The organism is Archangium sp. (assembly GCF_057119385.1).
This window is the reverse complement of record NZ_DBNGVP010000016.1, coordinates 1-20,347: the sequence shown is the minus strand read 5'-3', so window position 1 is coordinate 20,347 and position 20,347 is coordinate 1. Positions and strand designations below refer to the sequence as shown.

The 20,347-nt window shown below is 70.0% G+C and carries 14 protein-coding genes; 9 read left to right on the top strand and 5 right to left on the bottom strand.

The annotated features are described in order from the left end of the window. Positions 1–661 precede the first annotated feature (661 nt). The 3 genes from AC16DP_RS03945 to AC16DP_RS03935 all read right to left on the bottom strand — a co-directional run bounded on the left by AC16DP_RS03945 (position 662) and on the right by AC16DP_RS03935 (position 4,315). Entirely contained in the window at positions 662–1,564 is a 903-nt protein-coding gene (locus AC16DP_RS03945) for a hypothetical protein (protein WP_483956631.1), read from the bottom strand. 88 nt (positions 1,565–1,652) lie between these two features. After that, a complete protein-coding gene (locus AC16DP_RS03940; protein WP_329729640.1) occupies positions 1,653–3,350 on the bottom strand; it encodes a 1-acyl-sn-glycerol-3-phosphate acyltransferase in 1,698 nt (565 codons plus the stop codon). A 2-nt stretch (positions 3,351–3,352) separates the two neighbouring features. Then, on the bottom strand, positions 3,353–4,315 hold the full coding sequence (locus AC16DP_RS03935) for an SDR family oxidoreductase (RefSeq protein ID WP_329729639.1): 963 nt from the start codon (positions 4,313–4,315) through the stop codon (positions 3,353–3,355). A 100-nt stretch (positions 4,316–4,415) separates the two neighbouring features. Between AC16DP_RS03935 and mutL the strand changes: the two genes are divergently transcribed. The 4 genes from mutL (at position 4,416) to AC16DP_RS03915 (ending at position 8,421) form a co-directional block, all read left to right on the top strand. Then, positions 4,416–6,308: a DNA mismatch repair endonuclease MutL gene (gene mutL, locus AC16DP_RS03930; protein WP_329729638.1), complete on the top strand. Its 1,893-nt coding sequence runs from the start codon at positions 4,416–4,418 to the stop codon at positions 6,306–6,308. A gap of 72 nt (positions 6,309–6,380) precedes the next feature. Beyond that, complete coding sequence (locus tag AC16DP_RS03925) at positions 6,381–6,536, top strand: hypothetical protein (protein WP_198956193.1); 156 nt, start codon at positions 6,381–6,383, stop codon at positions 6,534–6,536. Between the two features lie 3 nt (positions 6,537–6,539). Further along, positions 6,540–7,232 (top strand): hypothetical protein, encoded by a 693-nt coding sequence (locus AC16DP_RS03920; RefSeq protein WP_329729637.1) that lies wholly within the window; start codon positions 6,540–6,542, stop codon positions 7,230–7,232. Between the two features lie 184 nt (positions 7,233–7,416). Then, a complete protein-coding gene (locus tag AC16DP_RS03915; RefSeq protein ID WP_329729636.1) occupies positions 7,417–8,421 on the top strand; it encodes a tetratricopeptide repeat protein in 1,005 nt (334 codons plus the stop codon). 116 nt (positions 8,422–8,537) lie between these two features. On the opposite strand, the gene AC16DP_RS03910 is transcribed toward AC16DP_RS03915, so the two are convergent. Further along, complete coding sequence (locus AC16DP_RS03910; protein ID WP_329729635.1) at positions 8,538–13,316, bottom strand: Ig-like domain-containing protein; 4,779 nt, start codon at positions 13,314–13,316, stop codon at positions 8,538–8,540. Positions 13,317–13,502: 186 nt separating this feature from the next. On the opposite strand from AC16DP_RS03910, the gene AC16DP_RS03905 reads away from it, so the two are divergent. Beyond that, a complete protein-coding gene (locus AC16DP_RS03905) occupies positions 13,503–14,435 on the top strand; it encodes a hypothetical protein (RefSeq protein WP_329729634.1) in 933 nt (310 codons plus the stop codon). 20 nt (positions 14,436–14,455) lie between these two features. Here the strand turns inward: AC16DP_RS03905 and AC16DP_RS03900 are convergent, their stop codons facing one another. Beyond that, positions 14,456–15,394: a bestrophin family protein gene (locus AC16DP_RS03900; RefSeq protein ID WP_329729633.1), complete on the bottom strand. Its 939-nt coding sequence runs from the start codon at positions 15,392–15,394 to the stop codon at positions 14,456–14,458. Between the two features lie 139 nt (positions 15,395–15,533). On the opposite strand from AC16DP_RS03900, the gene AC16DP_RS03895 reads away from it, so the two are divergent. The 4 genes from AC16DP_RS03895 to uraH form a co-directional block, all read left to right on the top strand. After that, positions 15,534–17,102: a urate hydroxylase PuuD gene (locus AC16DP_RS03895; protein ID WP_329729632.1), complete on the top strand. Its 1,569-nt coding sequence runs from the start codon at positions 15,534–15,536 to the stop codon at positions 17,100–17,102. A 27-nt stretch (positions 17,103–17,129) separates the two neighbouring features. After that, complete coding sequence (gene allB / locus AC16DP_RS03890; protein ID WP_329729631.1) at positions 17,130–18,488, top strand: allantoinase AllB; 1,359 nt, start codon at positions 17,130–17,132, stop codon at positions 18,486–18,488. A 3-nt stretch (positions 18,489–18,491) separates the two neighbouring features. Beyond that, positions 18,492–20,054: an allantoicase gene (alc, locus tag AC16DP_RS03885; RefSeq protein WP_329729630.1), complete on the top strand. Its 1,563-nt coding sequence runs from the start codon at positions 18,492–18,494 to the stop codon at positions 20,052–20,054. 11 nt (positions 20,055–20,065) lie between these two features. After that, positions 20,066–20,347: hydroxyisourate hydrolase (uraH, locus tag AC16DP_RS03880; RefSeq protein WP_483956630.1), on the top strand; the 282-nt coding region annotated here is incomplete at its 3' end.

The window sequence follows — 20,347 nt, the reverse complement described above, 5'->3', positions numbered from 1 at the left end:
ACCCATGACGCGCCTCCTGCCGTTTGGTGGTGGTTGTCTGAACAACACCCCTCTACCACTCGGGAGGTCAGGCGCGTCACCCTTCTTTTCCGGTCACCCTCCAGCCCTTCTGGTGAATAAGGCGGGGTCAGTGCAACCGCGCATGCGCGAATGACTTCTGCGTGGATACGGGGCCAGAGTGCACGACGGATGATAGCTGTCCATCGCTTGATGCGCCCTACTGCGTACAGAGCCGGTGCGTGCAATGCCGGGAGCACGGGGACTGCGCCAGCGAAGATGCACGCTGCGTCGAGGGGAGCTGCAAGATGTCGTGCAAGACTGCCGAGAATTGTCCGCCCTTGCATGCGTGCAATGCGGGAACTTGTGTTCCGTCCGGGTGCACGACGGATCGCGAATGCGTCTTCGTGCTGGGTCATCCACGCAGTCGCTGCATGAGCGGCACCTGCTTCGTGGGATGCACGGATGACAGCGAGTGTAATACGTCAGCCTTCGAGGTGTGCCACGAGGGGCGTTGCGTCTTCATGGGCTGCGCAACGGATGCCGAGTGCCGGGCCTACCTGGACCTTTCCAACTCTCCGGATGACATCAAGGCGGTCTGCCGGTGATGGAGAGCAGGTTCAGGGTTGAAGCCATGAACCTGCTCGACGATTCTGGCGAGGTGTTATGGCAGTGCGGCCTTGCAGCCGCTGCTCCAGTTACCCGAGCAGTCGTACTTCTGAGTTGACGTCGTCACTTGGCCGTCTGGCCAGGTAATGGTCGCCGCCCTCCAGACGGACTTCGGAGGCAGGTTCTGGATGTCGATGACCGTCTTCTTGCCCGCCACATTGAGGATGAGTCGCCCGTCAGACTCGGGGCTGCCGTTGCCCCAGTGCTCGACCATGACGTGGTAGAGGCCATTCTCGGGGTTGCTGAGGATGATGTTCTCCGGACCGTAGTCGCCCGTGTCGCTCACGTCCCGCATCGGGTCATCGGACGCATTGCCCTGAACGCCCCAGTCTGGTTGGGAGACAACGCACGAGGACCACGTGCAGTCCGTGGCTTTGTCATTGATTCTACCGCCTGGCTTGATGAGGTGGAGTTCCCAATCGGCGCCCAGGCTGTCCCACGAGACGGTGGCGCGGATATCCGAGGTGACGCAGTCAGTGGTGATGACGCGGGTGACGGCCACGTAGGGTCCAGCAGCGTTGGTCCAAACGGATTTCACGAGTTGCTCCCCGCAGAAGAGTGGCGCGGTGAAGGTGAAGTCTCCTGTCGCCGGGTCGGTCTCGATAGTGCCAGCGAGTTGCTGTCCGTTGGGCCCCCCCACGAAGAAGGTACCGTTGCCCACGGCATTCGAGACCGTCCCCGAGAAGGTTTTCTGGGTCACCGCGCCTGCGTTGAGTTCGAATGTGGTGGCGTCGCTGTCCGGGCATCCGTTGCACGTGTGCTCGCCTGGCTGGGTACGGGCAGGCGCCGGGTCCAGGTCGACGTCCGCCCCCCCGCCCGTACCAGCATCAGGTTCTCCCGGTGTGTCGTCGGGCATGTCGCTGGGATCACAAGCCGCCCCCACCAGCGTGAGAAACACTAGGGACACTCCGAGCCTGCACCAGGAAAGTACCTGCATGGTCGCCGCTCCTTCAGGTTGAACCGAAACAGAAGGTCGTGAAGCGCACTTACCCCGCGAAGACGGAGCGGCGCTCCTTGAGCAGCGCCTGGAGCATGCCCTGGATGGACTCGCGGGTGCGCTCGGTGAGTCGCTGCACCTGGGACATGTCGTCGGCGGCCTCGGGCGGCAGCTCGCCCATGCTGATGGGGTCGCCGAAGCGGATGGTCCACCGGGCCGGCAGCGGCGGCGGCGTCAGCGGCAGGTAGGGCAGCCCCAGGAAGCCGGCCGGCAGCTTGCCGAACAGCGGCACCGTCTCCTCGGCGCCCACGATGGCCACCGGGATGATCGGCGCGCCCGTGCGCAGTGCCAGCTTCACGAAGCCGCCTCGTCCGAAGCGCTTGAGCTGGTAGCGCTGCGCGAAGGGCTTGCTCAACCCCTGGATGCCCTCGGGGAACACGATCACCGGGCGCAATTCGTCCAGCAGCCGCAGCGCGTTCTCCGGGCAGGCCCGCACCGCGCCCAGCCGGTTCATCAGCGTGCCGAGCATCGGCGCGTGGAAGACCTGGTCCTCCGCCAGCCAGCGCGCTTCCTGCAGATCCGGCCGCTCGCGCGACAACGCCTGCTGCAGCACCGGCCCGTCGATGGGCAGCGCTCCCGAGTGGTTCGCCACCAGCAGCACCGGCCCCGCCGGCACGTGACTCGCGCCCTGCACCGACACCCGCCAGTACCGCTCGTAGAGGAAGTCCAGCACCGGCTGCATCACGCCGCCGAGCGCCGCGTCCTTGCCGTACTCGTCGATGGCCGTGCCGCCGCCCATGCCGATGCTCGTGAGCGCCGCGCTCACCAGGCCCTGCGCCGAGCCCATCGTCTTGCCGAACCCCTCACTGGCCAGCGCCTGGAAGGCGGCCTCCTTCGCCAGCGAGAACAGCCCCGCGAAGCGATCCCCCAGCCGGTGCGGCTCGGCTCCGGGAGACTCGGCGGTGAAGAAGGCGTCGGCGTTGCTGCTCACGGCGGGCTGCACCGGCGCCAGCGCGGCCTCCACCTGCACCTCGATGCGCGCCTCCTTGGCGGCCTCGGCCTCGCTGTCCGGGGCGTACTCGTCCTGGCTCGCGTCGAGCACCTCGACGGCCACCGTCTCGGTCACCGTCACTTCCACCGTGTCCTCGAAGCCCGGCACGGCGACCGGTCCCGTGGGCAGCGCCTCTCCGATGGCCTCTTCCAGCTCTCGCAGGGCCTCCACGGCCGACACGGCCTCGGCCGCACGCTCCAGCAGCTCCGCGTCCACCTCGGCCGCCTCGGACCTGGCGGAAGCCGTGGCCTCACGTGGCGCCTCGGCGGAAGCGCGTACCTCGTCCCGGGCCGATGCCGGCGTGACAGGGGGCTCGACCGGAGTGCCCACCGGGGCTCCGGCGGCGCGGACGGCCTCGGGAGGCGTGCGCACCTCGGGCGAGGGCGGCGCGGCGGGAGTCTTCGGGGCCTTCCCCTGGGGGGCCGTGGCCTTCTTCCCCCGCGCACCCGAGGCGGGCTTCGGCGCGGCGGCCTTCTCCGCGACGGGCTTGGGAGCCGGCTTCGGCGCGGCGGCCTTCGCGGCGGGCGCCTTCTTCGCGGCCTTCGCCGGGGCACTCTTCCCGTTGGCCTTGGTGGGCGGAGGCGTGGCCTGGGCCTTCTTCGGCTCCGGGGCCGCCGTACCGGCCGTCCTGGCCTCCCCGGGACGCTGCGCGGCGCCCCGCTGGAAGGGATCGTTCCCGAGCACACCCTTGGCCATGATCAACTCCTCCGCATCGCCGCCACGGCGTCCCGGGCGTGGAACATGGGAATGAAACCGAGCTCTTCCTCGGCCCGCTCGCCGTCGGCGACCCAGCCGTAATGCATGTAGTCGAGCAGGGCGGTGGGGAACCCCGGGCCCCCCAGCGACGTCATCGTCTTCAGGGCCGCACGGTAGAGCGGTCCGGGAAGAGGAAGCGGCTGGGCGCCCGCCTGGCGGATGAGCCCCGAGAGCGGCAGCACCCCGCGTCCCACGATGTTGAACTCGCCCTCGGCGTTGGCGCTCAGCGCCTGGTACAGCGCCCGGGCGGCGTCCTCCTCGTGGAGGGCCTGCCAGAGCGGATCGAACCCCAGCAGCGTGGGCACCACGCGGCGGGCCAGCATCCGCGTGGCCGGGTTGTCCATGTGCGGGCCGAACAGCGGCGCGAAGCGCAGGACGATGACGCGCGTCTCCGGGTGGCGCTCGCGGAAGGTGCGCACCTGCTTCTCCACCTCGACCTTGTCGGTGACGTAGCGGCTGCCGGGGCAGCCCGCCAGCGGCGTGTCCTCGCCCAGCAGGGCGGGGTGCTGGCCGCGCGCCCCATAGAGCGCCGTCAACGAGGGGACGATCAGCCGCGGCACCCGGGCCCTCCCCACCGCGCTCAGCACGTTCATCGTGCCGATGACCTCGAGCTCGTGCGCCAGTGAGCCATCGCGCACCGGCCCATGGAGGAAGGCCAGATGGTAGAAGACGTCCACGGGCAGCTCGGAGAGGGCGTCGGACACCTCGCTCTCCGCGTCGTGCCGCGTGAGGTCCACGCGATGGAAGTCCACCTTGTCACCGGCGGGCTTGGCCACGTCCAGGACCAGGATGCTCTCCACGTCGGGGTCTCGCTCCAACAGTGGCAGCAGCAGCCGGCCGAGGTCGCCGGCAGCGCCCGTCACCGCGACGCGAAGTCCCCCCTTGCTCGCCTGAGTTGCTTCCATACGGGAGTGGGCGTGATAGCTCAGAAGCCCACCGTTGTCAGCCGCGACGCGTCAGGATTGCTGGCCAACTTCCCGGGTCCTGCGCATCATATGACTTCCCATGGCACGTATCGCCCGCCTCAGTGATGTCCTCATCAACAAGATCGCCGCCGGTGAGGTGGTGGAGCGCCCCGCCTCCGTCGTGAAGGAGCTGGTGGAGAATTCCATCGACGCTGGCTCTCGCACCGTGCGCGTGGCCCTGGAGAAGGGGGGCCTGGGGCGCATCACCATCTCGGACGACGGGCATGGCATGGGGATGGAGGACGCGCGGCTGTGCCTGGAGCGCCACGCCACCAGCAAGCTGCGCGAGCTGGACGATCTGTTCACCATCAACACCAAGGGCTTCCGGGGCGAGGCGCTGCCGGCCATCGCCTCGGTGTCGCGCTTCACACTGCACACGGCCGAGCCCGGGGCGCAGGTGGGCACGAGGGTGGTGGTGGAGGGCGGGAGCGAGCCGCTGGTGGAGGAGGCGCCGCCGCGGGTGGGGACGGTCATCTCGGTGGAGGAGCTGTTCTACAACACGCCGGCGCGGCGCAAGTTCATGAAGCGCGAATCCACGGAGCTGCAGCACGCGGAGGAGGCGGTCATCCGGCTGGCGCTGGCGCACCCGGACGTGGCCTTCTTCGTGGAGCACGGGGGCCAGCAGCTCTTCACCAGCCCGGCGAGCCCGGGAGATCCGCGCGAGCGCATCGCCGCGGCGCTGGGGCCGGGGGTGCACCCGCACCTGGTGCCGGTGGAGGAGCGGCGGCTGGGGGTGAGCGTGACGGGGCACATCGCCTCGCCCGAGTACACGCTGCCCAACGCGCGCGGCATCTACACCTTCGTCAACCGCCGCTACATCCGGGACCGGGGCCTCAACAGCGCCATCCAGCGAGGCTTCCAGGAGTTCCTCGCGGCGGGGCGCCAGCCGGTGGTGGTGCTCTTCATCGACGTGGACCCTCGGGCGGTGGACGTGAACGTGCACCCGCAGAAGCAGGAGGTGCGCTTCTCGGACGCCAAGGGCGTGGTGGACACGGTGCACGCGGCCATCTCCCGGGCGCTCCGGGCCGCGCCCTGGCTGGGCAACAAGGGCGAGGGTGGGGGGCCCGAGCAGCCGCGGCAGGCCGCCCACTACGCCATGGCCGTGGAGCGCTTCCTCACCCGCGCGCAGGAGGCCACCTGGGGCGCGCCGCTGCCGCTCCCGGGCACCCAGGACGCGCCCGTGCCCGGGGGAGGCCCCACCTCTCCGCTGCCCTTCGCCCCCTCGTCCATGCCGGGGCCCTTGGGCCTGGCCTTCGCGCCCACCTCCACGCTGCTGCCGGGGCGCGCGCCCGCCTTCGGCCAGGCCCAGCCGCAGCTCAACGAGGCACCGCCGCCGGGCTACTTCGGCGCGCTGCGGCCCATGGGCGTGCTGGGCGAGCGCTTCCACGTGTGCGAGGGGCCGGGCGGCACGCTGGTGGTGCTGGACGCGCACGCGGCCCTGGAGCGGGCGCGGCTGATGGGCTTCCGGCGGATGGTGGAGCGCGAGGAGTCACCGGTGCCCACGCTCTTCGGCGCCACGGTGGAGCTGCCGGTGTCGGTGGCCAAGGCGCTGGTGGAGGGCCGCGAGGCGCTCGCGCGGCTGGGGCTGGAGGTGGAGCCCTTCGGCGGGACGACGCTGGCGCTCAAGGCGGTGCCACCCTCGCTGGTGGGGGCGGACGCCCGGGCGCTGCTGGAGGCCCTGGCGCGGGCCCTGCCGCCGCCCGGCTCGGCCCTGGACGGCACCACGCTGGCCGAGGGCCTCCGGGTGCTGGCCTGCCATGCCGCGCGCCATGCCGAGGGCCAGCTCAGCGAGGGCAAGCTCCGGGCGCTCCTGGGCGAGCTGGACGCGGCGGACTTCCACCCCTCCTGCATCCACGGCACGGTGGTGGTGCTCGAGGTGCCGCTGCTGGAGCTGGAGCGGCGCGCCCTGCGGCCTCCCAACCCGAAAATTTGACCCTCCAAACGTCACTGCTACGGTGCGCCCCCTGCCTGTAGCACCGGGGCGGACTGACGCGAGGAGGAGCGCATGCGCGGCGTGATCACCCTGCGGGACGTGATGGCCAACGTGGGCCTGGTCCGGCGGGAGTTCGGCTCGTTGTGTGTCGTGCGGTGTCTGCTCGCCGCCCTGTCCCGGCGCCGCACCACGTTCCTCGAAGTCGCGCTGCGCCTGAAGGACTCCTGACCGATGCGCCGTCTCACCCTGCTCGCCATCCTGCTCGCCGCCGCGAGCGCCTCCGCCCAGGGGGACGAGGAGCCCCTGCCGCTCAACGGCGTGGGCCGTCTCTCCGTCCAGGCGGGCTGGCGGCTCTCCTCCAACGGCACCTTCTACGACAGCTACTACGCGCTGCCGTCCACCCAGGGCTTCCAGCGTGCCCCCGAGTCTCCGGGCGGCCCCTTCCTGGCGGGCTCCTTCGCCTACGCCGTCACGGAGTTCTTCGAGCTGGGAATCGATCTCTTCGCCACCGGCGAGCAGCTGCGGCTCACGGGGGCCCCCACCATCACCAACGTCACCTATGGCGCGCTGGTGGGCGTGCGCCTGCAGACGCTGCTGGACATCCTCACCCCCGAGGGCGTAGTGCCCTTCGTGGGCGTGCAGTCGGGCCCCACGCTGGCCTACTCGGTGGCCGAGGGGGTGGGCTCGCGCGAGCTCTTCACGCAGGCCTGGGCGGGCACCGTGGGGGCGACCTTCCGCTTCTCCGCCCAGTGGGGACTCACCGCCGAGTACCGCCTGGCCTTCGCCCGGGGCCAGAGCGTCTTCAACAACAAACCCGAGTTCAAGGGGCTCGCCTCCTACAACGCGGGGGGCAACTGGTTCGCGCTGGGGGTGACGTACTTCTTCGCGTCGGATCCCATCCGTCCCTTCTCCTCCTCGCCCTAGCGGCGTGCCGCTGGCCTGGTCCCCTGCTGACGAAGAATGCACCGGAAATTCTTCGGGGCGCGGGGCCTGTTTCCGGGGCCGACCACCACGAAGCGGGTGTGAAAAGTCACCAATCCCGCCCGACGGAGCCCCTACGATGCGCGAAGAGGCCGAGATCATTTCCGGGCCCAACAGGAAGATGTCCATGGCTGCTGAGACGAAGCCGGAGCAGAACAAGGAACTGAGCGAGATCCGCAAGGAGGTCATCGAGGCCCGCAACCTCGTGATCAAGACGGACAGCCTGCTGAAGAACCTTCACGCGGAAGTGAAGGCCATTGGCAAGCGCCACGAGGATCTCCAGAAGCGGCAGTGGATCTCCTCCGGCGTGGCGTACGCGATCTTCGCGGCGTTGTGCGTGGCGGGCGCGGTGATGGTGAGCTCGGCGAAGAGCTCCGGCGCGACGGCCGAGCGCGAGCGCCTGGAGAAGGCGGTGGCCGAGCTGACGACGCAGCTGGACAAGCAGCGCACGGAGACGACGGCGACGCAGGCGGCCCAGCGCCAGGCGGCCGAGGTCTTCCGGCTGATGACGACGCTGCCGGGTGACGAGCGGCTCAAGGGCGTGGACGAGCTGGTGAAGCTGGACACCTCGAAGCTGACGCAGCTGGAGCGCCACGCGCTCAACGACAAGGCGGCGCAGCTGCGCCGGGAGATTGGCGACGCGGCGCTCGAGCGCGGCAAGACGGCCTTCCGCCGCAACGACATGAAGACGGCGATCGAGGAGATCACGCGCTTCGTGGCGATGAATCCTCCGGCGGAGCAGCTGGTGGAGACGTCCTTCTTCCTGGGCGTGGCCTACAACAACGAGAGGAAGCACGAGCAGGCGGTGCCGCAGCTGACGCGCTACATCGAGAGCGACCGGAAGGCGAAGAACCGCGACTACGCGATGCTGCTGCTGGCGCAGTCGCTCCAGGAGACGGGCCAGCTGGAGAAGGCCGTGCAGGTGGTGAACGACGGCGTGACGCAGCACCCGGCGAGCGAGTACATCCCGCAGTTCCGTGGCCGTCTGGCGACGGTGCGGCGGCTGATGTCGGGTGGCACGGCGGCGGTTCCGGCGTCTGGGACTCCGGGGGCCACGGCGGCTCCGGCGGGTGGGGCTCCGGCTCCGGCGGCGCAGCCCGCCACGGCGCCCGCGCCCGCTCCGGCGCAGTAGCCCTGTCCTCCCTCCGTCCTCCCTCTCCCTCTGGGAGAGGGCCGGGGTGAGGGTCTTCCCAACCAGGGGCCTGGGTTCCAGACAGAGGAACCCGGGCCCTTCGTTTTTGTCGCCCGCTAATTGCTCACGGTGATGGAGACGGTGGCGCTGTAGGCGGCGTTGCCGGCGGGATCATAGGCGCGGCTCCTGAGCGTGTAGGCGCCGTTGGCCTTGCCGGTGGTGTCCCAGGAGAACGAGTAGGGCGCCGTGGTGGTGGAGCCCAGCAGGGTGGAGCCCAGGTAGAACTCGACCTTGGACACGGTGCCGCGGTCATCGTTGGCGGTGGCCTGGAGGAGGACGGTGCCGGAGAGGACGGCGCCCGCGGTGGGCGAGGTGAGGGAGGTGGTGGGGGCCGTCAGATCGTTGTCGAAGACGACGCTGACGGGAGCGGAGGTGGTGAGGTTGCCGGAGGTGTCATAGGCCTTGGCGGTCAGCGCCCGGGTGGCGTTGGAGAGGTTGCGGGTGTTGTAGCTGCAGGAGTAGGGGGCGGAGATGTCGGTGCACAGCAGGGTGCTGTTGGCATAGAGCTCCACCTTGTACATGCCCTTGTCGTCCGTGGCGGTGGCGTTGAGGGTGATGGTGCCGGTGACGGTGGAGCCGTCGGTGGGCGTGGTGATGGCCACCGTGGGCGGGGTGAGGTCGTTGTTGGCGGTGACGGTGACGGGAGCGGAGGTGGTGCTGTTGCCCGCGGCATCCAGCGCCCGGGCGGTCAGGACACGGGGGCCGTTGGCGCCGTTGCGGCTGTTCCAGGACAACGAGTAGGGCGAGGTGGAGTCGGAGCCCACGAGCGTGGAGCCGTCGTAGAACTCCACCTTGGAGACGCCCACGTTGTCGGAGGCGGCGGCCGAGACGGTGACGCTCCCCGTGACGGTGGCACCGGCGGCCGGAGCCGTGAGGGACACCGTGGGCGGCACGAAGTCATTGTCGAGGGTGACGTTCACGGCGGAGCCTCCGGAGGAGAAGCCCGCGGCGTCGAAGGCGACGACGGAGAGCGAGTAGGCGCCATTGGGGACGGAGCGCGTGTCCCACGCCAGGGAGAAGGGCGCGGAGGTGGCGGAGCCCAGCAGGGTGGAGCTGGCGTAGAAGTCCACGCGGGCCACGCCGAAGTTGTCGGAGGCGGAGGCCGTGAGGGTGACGGTGCCCTTGAGGGTGGCGCCCGCGGCCGGAGCGGTGAGCGAGGCGGAGGGCGGCGTGGTGTCCACGTCGGTGCCCACGGCGAACACCAGGTCATCGTGGTCGTTCACCGTGCCCGCGTTGCACTCGGAGGGAGAGCCTCCACTCCGGTAGACGGCGCGCAGGGCCTGCAGGGAGCCCGAGGGCAGCAGGTACGTGGTCGACAGGACCCGGGCGCCGGTGCCGGTGGGGGTCAGGGTGGTGAAGTACGTCCACGACGGCGCGCCCGCGTCCGAGGCGTAGAAGAGATCCAGCCGCTCGTTGGCCGTCGAGCTCACCCAGACGGTGACGTCGACCTTCACCTGCTTGCCGGGGGCGAAGGGCGTCCCATCCGCTCGCGAGACCAGGATTTGATCGATCGACGGACTGGCGTGGAAGGTGCCACTCGTCCCATCCGCGCACGAGCCGCCCAGGGTGTTGGGCTGATGGGGCTCGGGGCCGAGGTTGGCCCGGCCCTTCACCAGCGTGGTGGTGTCGCAGCGGTACGTGACATCCGGGCACAGGGGCACTCCGCGCGTGGCGTCGTAGCCGGCGGTGCCGGGGTGGAAGATGCTGACGGAGACGGTGGCGCTGTAGGCGGCGTTGCCGGCCGGATCGTACGCGCGCGTCTTGAGCGTATAGGAGCCGTTGCCCTGGCTGTTGGTGTCCCAGGCGAAGGAGAAGGGCTCGGTGGTGTCGGAGCCCAGCAACGTCGAGCCCAGGTAGAACTCGACCTTGGACACGGTGCCGCGGTCATCGCTGGCGGTGGCCTCGATGGGGACGATGCCGGAGACGGTGGCGCCCGCGGCGGGCGAGGTGATGGCGGAGGTGGGGGCCGTCAGGTCGTTGTCGAAGACGACGTTGACGGAGGAGAGGGCCATGTTGCCGGCGGTGTCATGGGCCCTGGCGGTCAGGACCCGGGCCCCGTTGGAGAGGCCGCGGGTGTTGTAGCTGCAGGAGTAGGGCGCGGAGATGTCGGTGCACAGCAGGGTGTTTCCGGCGAGGAACTCCACCTTGTACATGCCCTTGTCGTCCGTGGCCGTGGCGGTGAGGGTGATGGTGCCGGTGACGGTGGAGCCCTCGGCGGGCGCGGTGAGGGCCACCGTGGGCGGGGTGAGGTCGTTGCTGGCGGTGACGGTGACCGGGGCGGAGGTGGCGCTGTTGCCCGCGGTGTCGATGGCCCGGGCGGTCAGCGTGCGCGAGCCGTTGGGGCCATTGCGGCTGTTCCAGGACAGCGAGTAGGGCGAGGTGGAGTCGGAGCCCACGAGCGTGGCGCCGTCGTAGAACTCCACCTTGGAGATGCCCACGTTGTCGGAGGCGGTGGCCGAGACGGTGACGCTCCCCGTGACGGTGGCGCCAGCGGCCGGGGCGGTGAGGGACACCGTGGGCGGGGTCCAGTCGTTGTCGACGTTGACGGTCACGGCGGAGCCTCCAGCGGAGGACAGGCCCGCGGCGTCGAAGGCGACGACGGAGAGGGAGTGGGCGCCATTGGGGACGGAGCGGCTGTCCCACGAGAAGGTGAAGGGCGCGGAGGAGTCGGAGCCCAGCAGGGTGGAGCCGGCGTAGAAGTCCACGCGGGTCACGCCGAAGTTGTCGGTGGCGGAGGCCGAGAGCGTGACGGTGTTCTTGACGGTGGCGCCCGCGGCCGGAGCGGTGAGGGTGGCGGTGGGCGGCGTGGTGTCCACGTCGGTGCTCACGGCGAACACCAGGTCATCGTGATCGTCCATCTCGCCCGAGGAGCAGGGCATGGGCATGCCATAGGTGCGGTAGACGCCGCGCACGGCCTGCAGGGTGCCCGCGGGCAGCACGTACGTGGTGGACACCGTCAGGTAGCCGCTGGTGTACGGGCTCAGGGTGGTGAGGTACGTCCACGACGGCGCGTTCGCGTCCGCGGCGTAGAAGAGATCCAGCTTCTCGTTGGAGGGATCGAGGCTCGCCCAGAAGTTGACCTCGAGCTTCACTTCCTTGCCGGGAGCGAAGGCCGTCCCATCCACCCGGATGACGCGGATCCGCTCCAGCGAGGGATCGAACTGGTACAGGCCGTAGAGGCCCACCTGGCCGTCCGCGCAGGAGCCGCCCAGGGTGTTGGGCTGGTGCTGCTCGGGGCCGAAGTTGACGCCACGGCCGGCGAGCAGCCCCATGGAATCGCAGCTGCTGCTCGGGGTGAGGCAGCGCGGCACGCGCATCACCGGGTCGTAGAGCGCGATGCCCGGGTTGTCGAGCGTCACGTCGACGGAGCTCGCCGCGCTGTTGCAGCTGCTGTCGAAGGCGCGCGCGGAGAGGGTGGCCGCGCCGTTGTCGTGGCTCCGGCTGTCCCAGACGAGCGAGTAGGGCGCCGTCGTGTCGGAGCCGATGAGCTGGCCATCGGCGTAGAAGTCCACGCGGGTGACGCCCACGTCATCGGACGCCGTGGCGGTGAGGGTCACGTTTCCACCGAGCGTGGCCCCGTTGGCGGGCGCGGTGAGCGACACCACGGGGCGCACGGAGTTGCCCTTGCCCATGCAGGCCGAGTGCAGCAGCCGGTTCGGCGAGCCGAGGCCGGGCTCGACGACGAGATCCGGGGTCGAGCGGGCGATGATCTCCTCGTTGACCTCGGCGGGCGTCGCGGTGGGGTGCCCCTCCAGGTAGAGGGCGACGGCACCGGAGACGTGGGGCGTGGCCATGGAGGTGCCATCGGCGTACTCCATGTCCGTGTCACCCGTGAACCAGGCCGAGAGGATGCCCTGGCCCGGCGCGAAGAGGTCCACGCAGGTGCCGTAGTTGGAGAACCAGGCGCGCGCGTCGTACTCGTCCGTGGCGCCCACGGTGAGGGCCTGCGGAGCGCGGGCGGGGGACGTGGAGCAGGCCTCCCAGCCGTCGTTGCCCGCGGCGACCACGAAGGTGACGCCCGAGGCGATGGTGGCCGTCACCGCGTCATCCAGCGCCTGCGTCGCCTCGCCTCCGAGGCTCAGGTTGGCCACGGCCGGCGTCTCGTGGTTCGCGGCGATCCAGTCGATGCCGGCGAGCACCTGCTCCAGCGTGCCCTGGCCCTCGCAGTCGAGCACGCGCACGGGGTGGATCAGCACGTCCTTGGCGACGCCCACCGTGGTGCCGCCCACCGTGCCGGCCACATGGGTGCCATGGCCGCGGCAGTCCTCCGTGCCCAGCCCGTCCCCGATGGAGTCGAAGCCGGGCCGCATCCGGCCCGTGAACTCGACATGGGTGGACAGCACGCCCGTGTCCACGATGTACGCGTGCACCCCGGCGCCCGTGTACTCGTAGCTGTAGGTGCCATCGAGTGGCTGGTTCCGCTGGTCGATGCGATCCAGGCCCCAGATGGCGTTGCTCTGCGTGCCCGACTGGCGGAAGAGGCGATCCTGCTCGATGTAGCGCACGCGCGGGTCCGCGCTCATGCGCCGCGCGGCCTCCTCGGACATGGCGGCCGTGAAGCCCTTCAGGGCATGGGTGTACGTGCGCCGCACCTGGGCCCCGTGGGTCCCCGCCAGGCTCGTGACGCGCTTCCGGGTGTCCTCCGCGGAGGCCGCCAGCCCCTTCTCCTCCGCGAGCACGACGATGTAGCGGTCCTGGACGGCCCGGGCCGGTTTCGCGAGCCGGAGCTTCTGCGTGGAGGTGGCCTCCGGGGGAGCAGTCTCCGGTGACTGCTCGCATCCCACGGCGAGCAGGCAGGCAGCGAAGAGGACGATGGTCCACAGCCGAGTGCGCATGGAAACCCCCTGGGTTTTTCGGTGGCGCGTCGGTGAATCATCTCAGGATCGGTGTGGTCGGGACCAGACCCCCAGATCCGAATGTCAGGATGTTCCTGGGATTCCAGCCCCCACTATCGGGTGGACGTGCCCGCCGGTTAGCGTCGCGGCTCTTCTCGTCGCGACCCCTCAGGGGGGGAGGACTGCATGCGTACTCGTTGGCTGGCGGTAGTGGCGATGTCCGGACTGTGGGTGGGCTGTGGGGGCCCGGCGGCGGAGGCGCTCAACAAATACAAACCGGCCTCCCTCGCGTCCCAGACCGATGTGAACGAGTGGGCGGAGCGCTCCAGCGCCCCCCTCATCTACGCCACCACCAACGCGGCGGCCACGCTCGTGACCGTGGTGGCGGGTTCGGACGGAAAGGATCCCGACTGTCCGGTCGAGAAGAAGGACGGCAACACCACGCGCCTCACCGGAGGCTGCACCGACAAGAACGGTGTGGAGTGGCTCGGCTCGATGGAGCTGGTGTCCGAGGGCGAGGACTCCCGGAATGCCCGCTACACCTATGACGGCTTCGGCTACCAGAAGCCCTTCAGCTGTGAGGGCCAGACCGGCAAGAACAAGGCCATCTTCGATGGCACCATCTCGGTGACCGGCACCGCATCGAAGAAGGAGTTCACGATCGATCTCCGCCAGGAGGCCGCCGGGCAGCAGAACGAGGGCTCCTGCGACACCACCAACGCCTCCGCGGCCTGGGAGTACAAGGGGACCGTCGACGGCGCGGACTCCCCCCTGGGCGAGGGCAAGCAGACCTGGAGCGGCAAGGGCCGCATCGGCTACGAGACGCGGGGCCTCGTCGAGGTGGAGACGAAGGCCGAGGTGGTGGATGGCTCGGTGTGCGACTCCGAGGCGGCCTCGGGCAGCACCACCATCAAGTCGGGCGGCCACACCGCGGTCATCACGTACGATGGCGCCACGGACTGCGAGGAGAGCAGCACCGTGCAGTGGAGCCTCGATGGAAAGGCCTCGGGCGAGTTGGAGGGCATCCAGTGCTCGGCCGCCAGTGGCCCCACCTTCGCGGCGTGGAGCGTGGCCCTGCTCGGCGCGCTGGGGCTGATGCGCCGCCGCGCCCGGCGCTGAGCCCACGCCCCCCCGGCGGCTCACGCCAACGGAGGGGGCGGCTTCGGCTCCGCGATCCCCGGGTAGCTCAGCGCGGGGCTGTCGATGACCTGGTGGGTCCATGGCACCAGGTCATCGAGGATCCGCGCGATGCCCCCGGAGATCTCCTCGAGCGGGAGATCGTTGTCCTCGGTGCCGAAGGGCTCCTCGATCTCCACGCCAATCTCCTCGATGCCCAGGAAGGTGTGGGCGATGAGCAGGACGACGGGCACGGTGGACCAACCGAAGGACTCCACGAGGGCGAAGGGCAGGCCGAGGATGAAGAGGATGAGCGTGCGGCGCAGGTGGAGCATGTACGCGAAGGGCATGGGCGTCCGGACGATGCGCTCACACCCGCCCTGATAGTCGATGAGGAGCTGGACGTTGCGGTCGAGCTCCATCTGGATGATGTCGGAGATGAGCCCCTGGCGGCGGGCCTCGACGAGGGTGGCGGACATGCGCATCGCCACCGCGACGCCGGCGTTGCGCGCGTTGAGGATCTGCTCGATCTCCGCGCGAGGGAGCACGGCCGCGGCGGGCCCGAGGTCATCCCCCCCGCTCCGGAGGACCCGGGTCAGCGCGAACGGGTACACCGCCGTCCACGCCGCCAACCGGCGCACCAGCTCGGGCGAGGGGATGTTCAGCGCCGCCGCGCGCACGAGATTCCGCGTCTCGTTGACGACGCCCCCCCACAGCTTCCGTCCCTCCCAGAACCGGTCGTAGGAGGAGTTGGTGCGGAACACGAGCAACAAGCTGAGCACGGTGCCGGCCAGCGTGTGCCCGGTGGCCGGGACGTCCACCTCGCGGACGTGCCGGTGGAACCAGACCACCGCCACGCTCCAGGCCACGAACAGGCCGAGCCGCCCGACGATCTCCTTGAGGATGCCGCCGCGGAGTTTGAGGAGGTGCCGCCACCAGTGATGCGGGTCGTAGTGGATCATGGATTTTGACGGGCCGTGTCAGTCGCCCGCGCGGCGGGTTTTCGCCCAGGAACCGCGGAAGTTCCATCGGGATCTGTTGGCTTCCCCACCTTTGTTCGGGGGCTGCTTTCCGGGAAAACGCGGTAGAGTCGCGGCCATCATGTCCGCCTTCATCCATGAATGGCTGAACCTCCTGGTGCGCTGGGTCCACGTGATCGCGGCGATCATGTGGATCGGAGATTCGTTTCTCTTCATGTGGCTCGACAGCCACCTCACCGCGCCGAGCCGCCCCCGCGAGGGCGCCGTGGTGGGCGAGCTGTGGATGACCCACAGCGGTGGCTTCTACGAAGTGGTGAAGCGCAAGTCGCTCGCCCAGGGCGAGATGCCGGACACGCTCTACTGGTTCAAGTGGGAGAGCTACACCACGTGGATCAGCGGCTTCCTGCTGCTCATCATCGTCTTCCACCTCAACGGCGCGTCACTGCTCATCGACCCGGGCGTCTACCCGCTCACCGGCTGGCAGGCCACCGCCATCAGCCTGGGCCTGCTGCCGCTCGCGTACGGCCTGTACGAGCTGCTGTGGAAGACGCCGCTGGCGAAGAACAACCGGGCGTTCGCCGCGGTGGGGCTCGTGTTGATCACCGGGCTGGCGTACGTGCTCACCCACGTCTTCAGTGCCCGGGGCGCGTACCTGCAGGTGGGCGCCACGCTCGGCACCATCATGGCGGCCAACGTGTTCTTCCGGATCATCCCCGCGCAGCGCTACATGCTCGCGATGACCCGCGAGGGCAAGCCGGTGGACACCACCCTGGGCCTGCGCGCCAAGGGCCGCTCCATCCAGAACCACTACCTGACGCTGCCCGTGCTGTTCACGATGATCTCCAACCACTTCCCGAGCACCTATGGGGGCTCGAAGCCGTGGCTGGTGCTCGGGCTGCTGTTCGTGGTGGGCGCGGGTCTGAAGTACGCGATGAACTTCCGGGCCCATACGCCGCCGCTGGCCTGGGCGGGCACGGGCCTGGCGCTGGTGGGGGTGATCGTCCTGACGCGGCCGCCGCCGGATCCGGCGCTCGAGCAGTTCGCGGGCAAGCCGCCGGTGAAGTTCGAGCAGGTGGCCACGGTGATGCAGACGCGCTGCACCACCTGCCACGCGGCACGGCCCTCGAGCCCCATGTTCGCCGCGCCGCCGCAGGGCGTGATGCTCGACACGCCGGATGCCATCCGCACCCACGCCGATCGCGTCTTCGTGCGCGCGGTGTCCACCAAGACGATGCCGCTCGGCAACCTCACGGGCATGACGGAGGACGAGCGCGCGCTGGTGGGAGCCTGGTTCGCCCAGGGCGGTGAGGTGCCCTCGGACGCGAAGATGCCCGACCTCGTCGCTCCGCCCGTGGCCGCCGCCGCTCCGGCCGCCGCGCCCACGGCGGGGGCCGCGCAGGTGGACATCCCGGAGTCTTCGCGCAACTACTTCGCCTCGGTGTGCAGCACCTGCCATGGCCCCAACGGAGCGGGGGATGGCGCGGTCTCGGCGGCGCTGAATCCGAAGCCGCGCAACTTCGGCGACAAGGCGTGGCAGCAGAGCATCACCGACGACGCCATCAAGAAGGTCATCCTCGAGGGCGGGGTGTCGGTGGGGAAGAGCGCGGTGATGCCGCCGAACCCACCGCTCGCGGACGATGCCGAGACGCTCAACGGCCTCGTGAAGCTCATCCGCGCCTTTGGCGCTTGAAGCAGGGACTCCAGAGGGGAAGAACAGATGCAGCCGTTCATCGTGCGCGGCCGTCGTGTGCTGACGCCGCAGGGAATCCGTCCCGCGGCGATCCACATCCAGGACGGACGAATCTCCAAGGTGGAGGCGGGTGACACCGTGCCTCCGGGCGCCAACGTGCTCGAGGCGGGCGAGCTGCTCGTCACGCCGGGCGTCGTCGACAGCCATGTCCACATCAACGAGCCGGGCCGCACCGAGTGGGAGGGCTTCGAGACGGCGACGGCGGCCGCCGCGGCGGGGGGCATCACCACCGTGGTGGACATGCCGCTCAACTGCATCCCCGCCACCACCACGCGCGAGGCGGCCGAGGCGAAGCTCGCGGCGCTCGAGGGCAAGCTGCACGTGGACGTGGCGTTCTGGGGTGGGGTGATTCCCGGGAACGCGGATGCGCTCGAGGGGCTCGCGAAGTTCGGCGTGCCCGGCTGCAAGTGCTTCACCTGCCCGTCCGGCGTGGACGAGTTCCCCCACGTCACGCGCGAGGACCTCGACGTGGCGCTGCCGAGGCTCAGGGATCTGGGGCTGACGCTGCTCGTGCACGCGGAGGCGCCGGGTCCGCTCGACGCGGCGGAGCGGGCCATCGCCGGGAAGGATCCCCGGGATTACCGCACCTACCTCGGCTCCCGGCCACGCGCGGCGGAGGACGAGGCCATCGCGATGGTCATCGACCTGTGCCGCGAGCACCGGGCGAGCGCCCACATCGTGCACCTGTCGAGCGCGTCCGCGCTGCCGATGATCCGCGCCGCGCAGCAGGAGGGCGTGCGGATCACCGCCGAGACGTGCCTGCACTACCTGGCCTTCACCGCGGAGGAGATCGCCGCGGGGGCCACGAGCTTCAAGTGCGCGCCGCCCATCCGCGAGGCGGAGAACCGCGAGCTGCTCTGGCGCGGGCTCGAGGACGGGACGATCGGCATGGTGGTGTCGGACCACTCGCCGTGCACGCCCGCGCTGAAGAAGCCGGAGGCCGGTGACTTCCTCCAGGCGTGGGGAGGCATCAGCTCGCTGCAGCTCGGGCTGTCGGTGCTCTGGACGCTGGCGAAGGAGCGCGGCTATTCCGTGGAGCAGATGTTCCGCTGGAACGTCGAGGGCCCGGCGCGGCTCGCGGGCGTGTCGGACCGGAAGGGGCGGCTGGCGCCCGGGTACGACGCGGACCTGGTGCTCTGGGACGACACGGCCTCCTTCGTGGTGCAGCCCGAGGCCATCCGCCACCGTCACCCTGTGACGCCCTACGCGGGCCGGCGGCTGTTCGGGCAGGTGAAGAAAACCCTCGTCGGAGGCCGGATGGCGTATGACGCTGCGTCCAACCAGCCCCCGGCCACCGTTGGCCGCTTCCTGGCGGTTCGGAGGTAACCCGTGGCAACGCATCAGCCCGTCCCGGCGGAGCTCAAGGGACTCGTGGATCTCTCGTCCGACCTGCTCGGCACGTTCGTGCTCTACGCGACGGACGACTACTTCGCCGAGAAGGAGAACCTGCTCAAACCGGGCCCTCCCGAGTGGCGCGAGGGCGCGTACACCGACAAGGGCAAGTGGATGGACGGCTGGGAGTCGCAGCGCAAGCGCGAGCCCGGCCATGACTTCGCCATCATCCGCCTGGGCGCGCCGGGCCGGGTGCGCGGGGCACTCGTCGACACCACCCACTTCAAGGGCAACGCGCCCCAGCAGATCATGCTCGAGGGGCTCGAGGCGCCGTACACCGCCACCCCGGCGCAGCTGCTCGCGGACGAGCGGTGGGTGCCCATCATCGCTCAGAGCGCGGTGAAGCCGGACTTCCCGAACGTCTTCACGCTCGACACGCCGAGCGCGCGCGTGACGCACGTGCGGCTGCGCATCTACCCGGACGGCGGCGTGGCGCGGCTGCGCATCTACGGCGACGTGCTGGCCGAGGACCGCACCTTCTGGCGTCCGGGTAGCGTGGACCTGGGGGCGGTGGAGAACGGTGGCACCATCGCGGCCAAGAGCGACGAGTTCTTCGGCCCACCGGCGAACATGCTGCTGCCCGGGCGCGGCGTGAACATGGGCGATGGCTGGGAGACGAAGCGGCGGCGCACGCCGGGCAGCGACTGGGCGGTGGTGAAGCTCGCGCGGCGCGGGGTGCTCGAGCGCATCGAGCTCGACACGCACTTCTTCAAGGGCAACGCGCCGCAGGCGGCGCTCATCGAGGCCGTGGACGCGACGGGCATGGAGGCGGAGGCCCTGCAGTCACTGCTCGGCTCCGCCTCGCCGAGCGGCTGGCGGGTGCTCGTGGACAAGACGGCGCTCGTCCAGCACCGGCGGCACCAACTGGAGCCCATTCACGCCATGCCCGTCACGCACGTGCGCGTGCACATCTTCCCGCACGGCGGCGTGAACCGGCTGCGGCTCTTCGGGTACGCGCTCGACACCGAGGCGGAGGCCACGGTGCTGAAGCGGCTGAACGCGCTCGACGAGAAGGAGGCGCGGGCGGTGTTCCAGGCGTGCTGTGGCTCCTCGGCGTGGGTGGACGGGATGATCGCCCGGCGGCAGTTCGCGAGCGTGCGGACCCTGTTCGCGTCGGCGGACACGGTGTGGTGGTCGCTCGGGGTGAAGGACTTCCTGGAGGCGTTCGCGGCGCACCCGCGCATTGGCCAGACGAAGAAGGCGGCGCCCCAGAGCGAGAAGTCCGCGGAGTGGAGCAAGGGAGAGCAGCGCTCGGTGGCGCAGGCGGATGCCGCGACGCTGGAGCGGCTCGCGAAGCTGAACGACGAGTACTACGAGAAGTTCGGTTTCACCTTCATCGTGTTCGCCACGGGGAAGAGCGCGCCGGAGATGCTGGAGCTGCTCGAGCAGCGGGTGCAGCGCGGCAAGACGGACGAGGTGGAGACGGCCGCGGGGGAGCAGGCGAAGATCACGCGCGTGCGGCTGGAGAAGTGGCTGCGCGAGCAGATGGCGGGACGCTGAAGGAGAGGCACATGGGCATCAGCACGCACATCCTGGACACCTCCCGTGGCCGCCCCGCCGAGGGCGTCACGGTGACGCTGCACGCGCAGCAGGGCGGTGAGTGGAAGGAGCTGGCGCGCGGCGTGACGAACGCGGACGGACGCGTGAAGCCGCTGCTGGAGACGAGTCCGGCGGCGGGCGTGTACCGGCTCTCGTTCGAGGTCGCGCCGTACTTCACGCGGCACGGCACGGAGAGCTTCTACCCCTCGGTGTCGGTGGACTTCCGGGTGAACGCGCCGTCGGAGCACTACCAC

Bases quoted from the DNA above. Each gene is read 5' to 3' on its own strand.
- AC16DP_RS03925 (WP_198956193.1), top strand. From the start codon at position 6,381: ATGCGCGGCGTGATCACCCTGCGGGACGTGATGGCCAACGTGGGCCTG.
- mutL (WP_329729638.1), top strand. From the start codon at position 4,416: ATGGCACGTATCGCCCGCCTCAGTGATGTCCTCATCAACAAGATCGCC.
- AC16DP_RS03940 (WP_329729640.1), bottom strand. From the start codon at position 3,350: ATGGCCAAGGGTGTGCTCGGGAACGATCCCTTCCAGCGGGGCGCCGCG.
- allB (WP_329729631.1), top strand. From the start codon at position 17,130: ATGCAGCCGTTCATCGTGCGCGGCCGTCGTGTGCTGACGCCGCAGGGA.
- AC16DP_RS03900 (WP_329729633.1), bottom strand. From the start codon at position 15,394: ATGATCCACTACGACCCGCATCACTGGTGGCGGCACCTCCTCAAACTC.
- AC16DP_RS03895 (WP_329729632.1), top strand. From the start codon at position 15,534: ATGTCCGCCTTCATCCATGAATGGCTGAACCTCCTGGTGCGCTGGGTC.
- AC16DP_RS03910 (WP_329729635.1), bottom strand. From the start codon at position 13,316: ATGCGCACTCGGCTGTGGACCATCGTCCTCTTCGCTGCCTGCCTGCTC.
- AC16DP_RS03920 (WP_329729637.1), top strand. From the start codon at position 6,540: ATGCGCCGTCTCACCCTGCTCGCCATCCTGCTCGCCGCCGCGAGCGCC.
- AC16DP_RS03935 (WP_329729639.1), bottom strand. From the start codon at position 4,315: ATGGAAGCAACTCAGGCGAGCAAGGGGGGACTTCGCGTCGCGGTGACG.
- AC16DP_RS03915 (WP_329729636.1), top strand. From the start codon at position 7,417: ATGGCTGCTGAGACGAAGCCGGAGCAGAACAAGGAACTGAGCGAGATC.
- AC16DP_RS03905 (WP_329729634.1), top strand. From the start codon at position 13,503: ATGCGTACTCGTTGGCTGGCGGTAGTGGCGATGTCCGGACTGTGGGTG.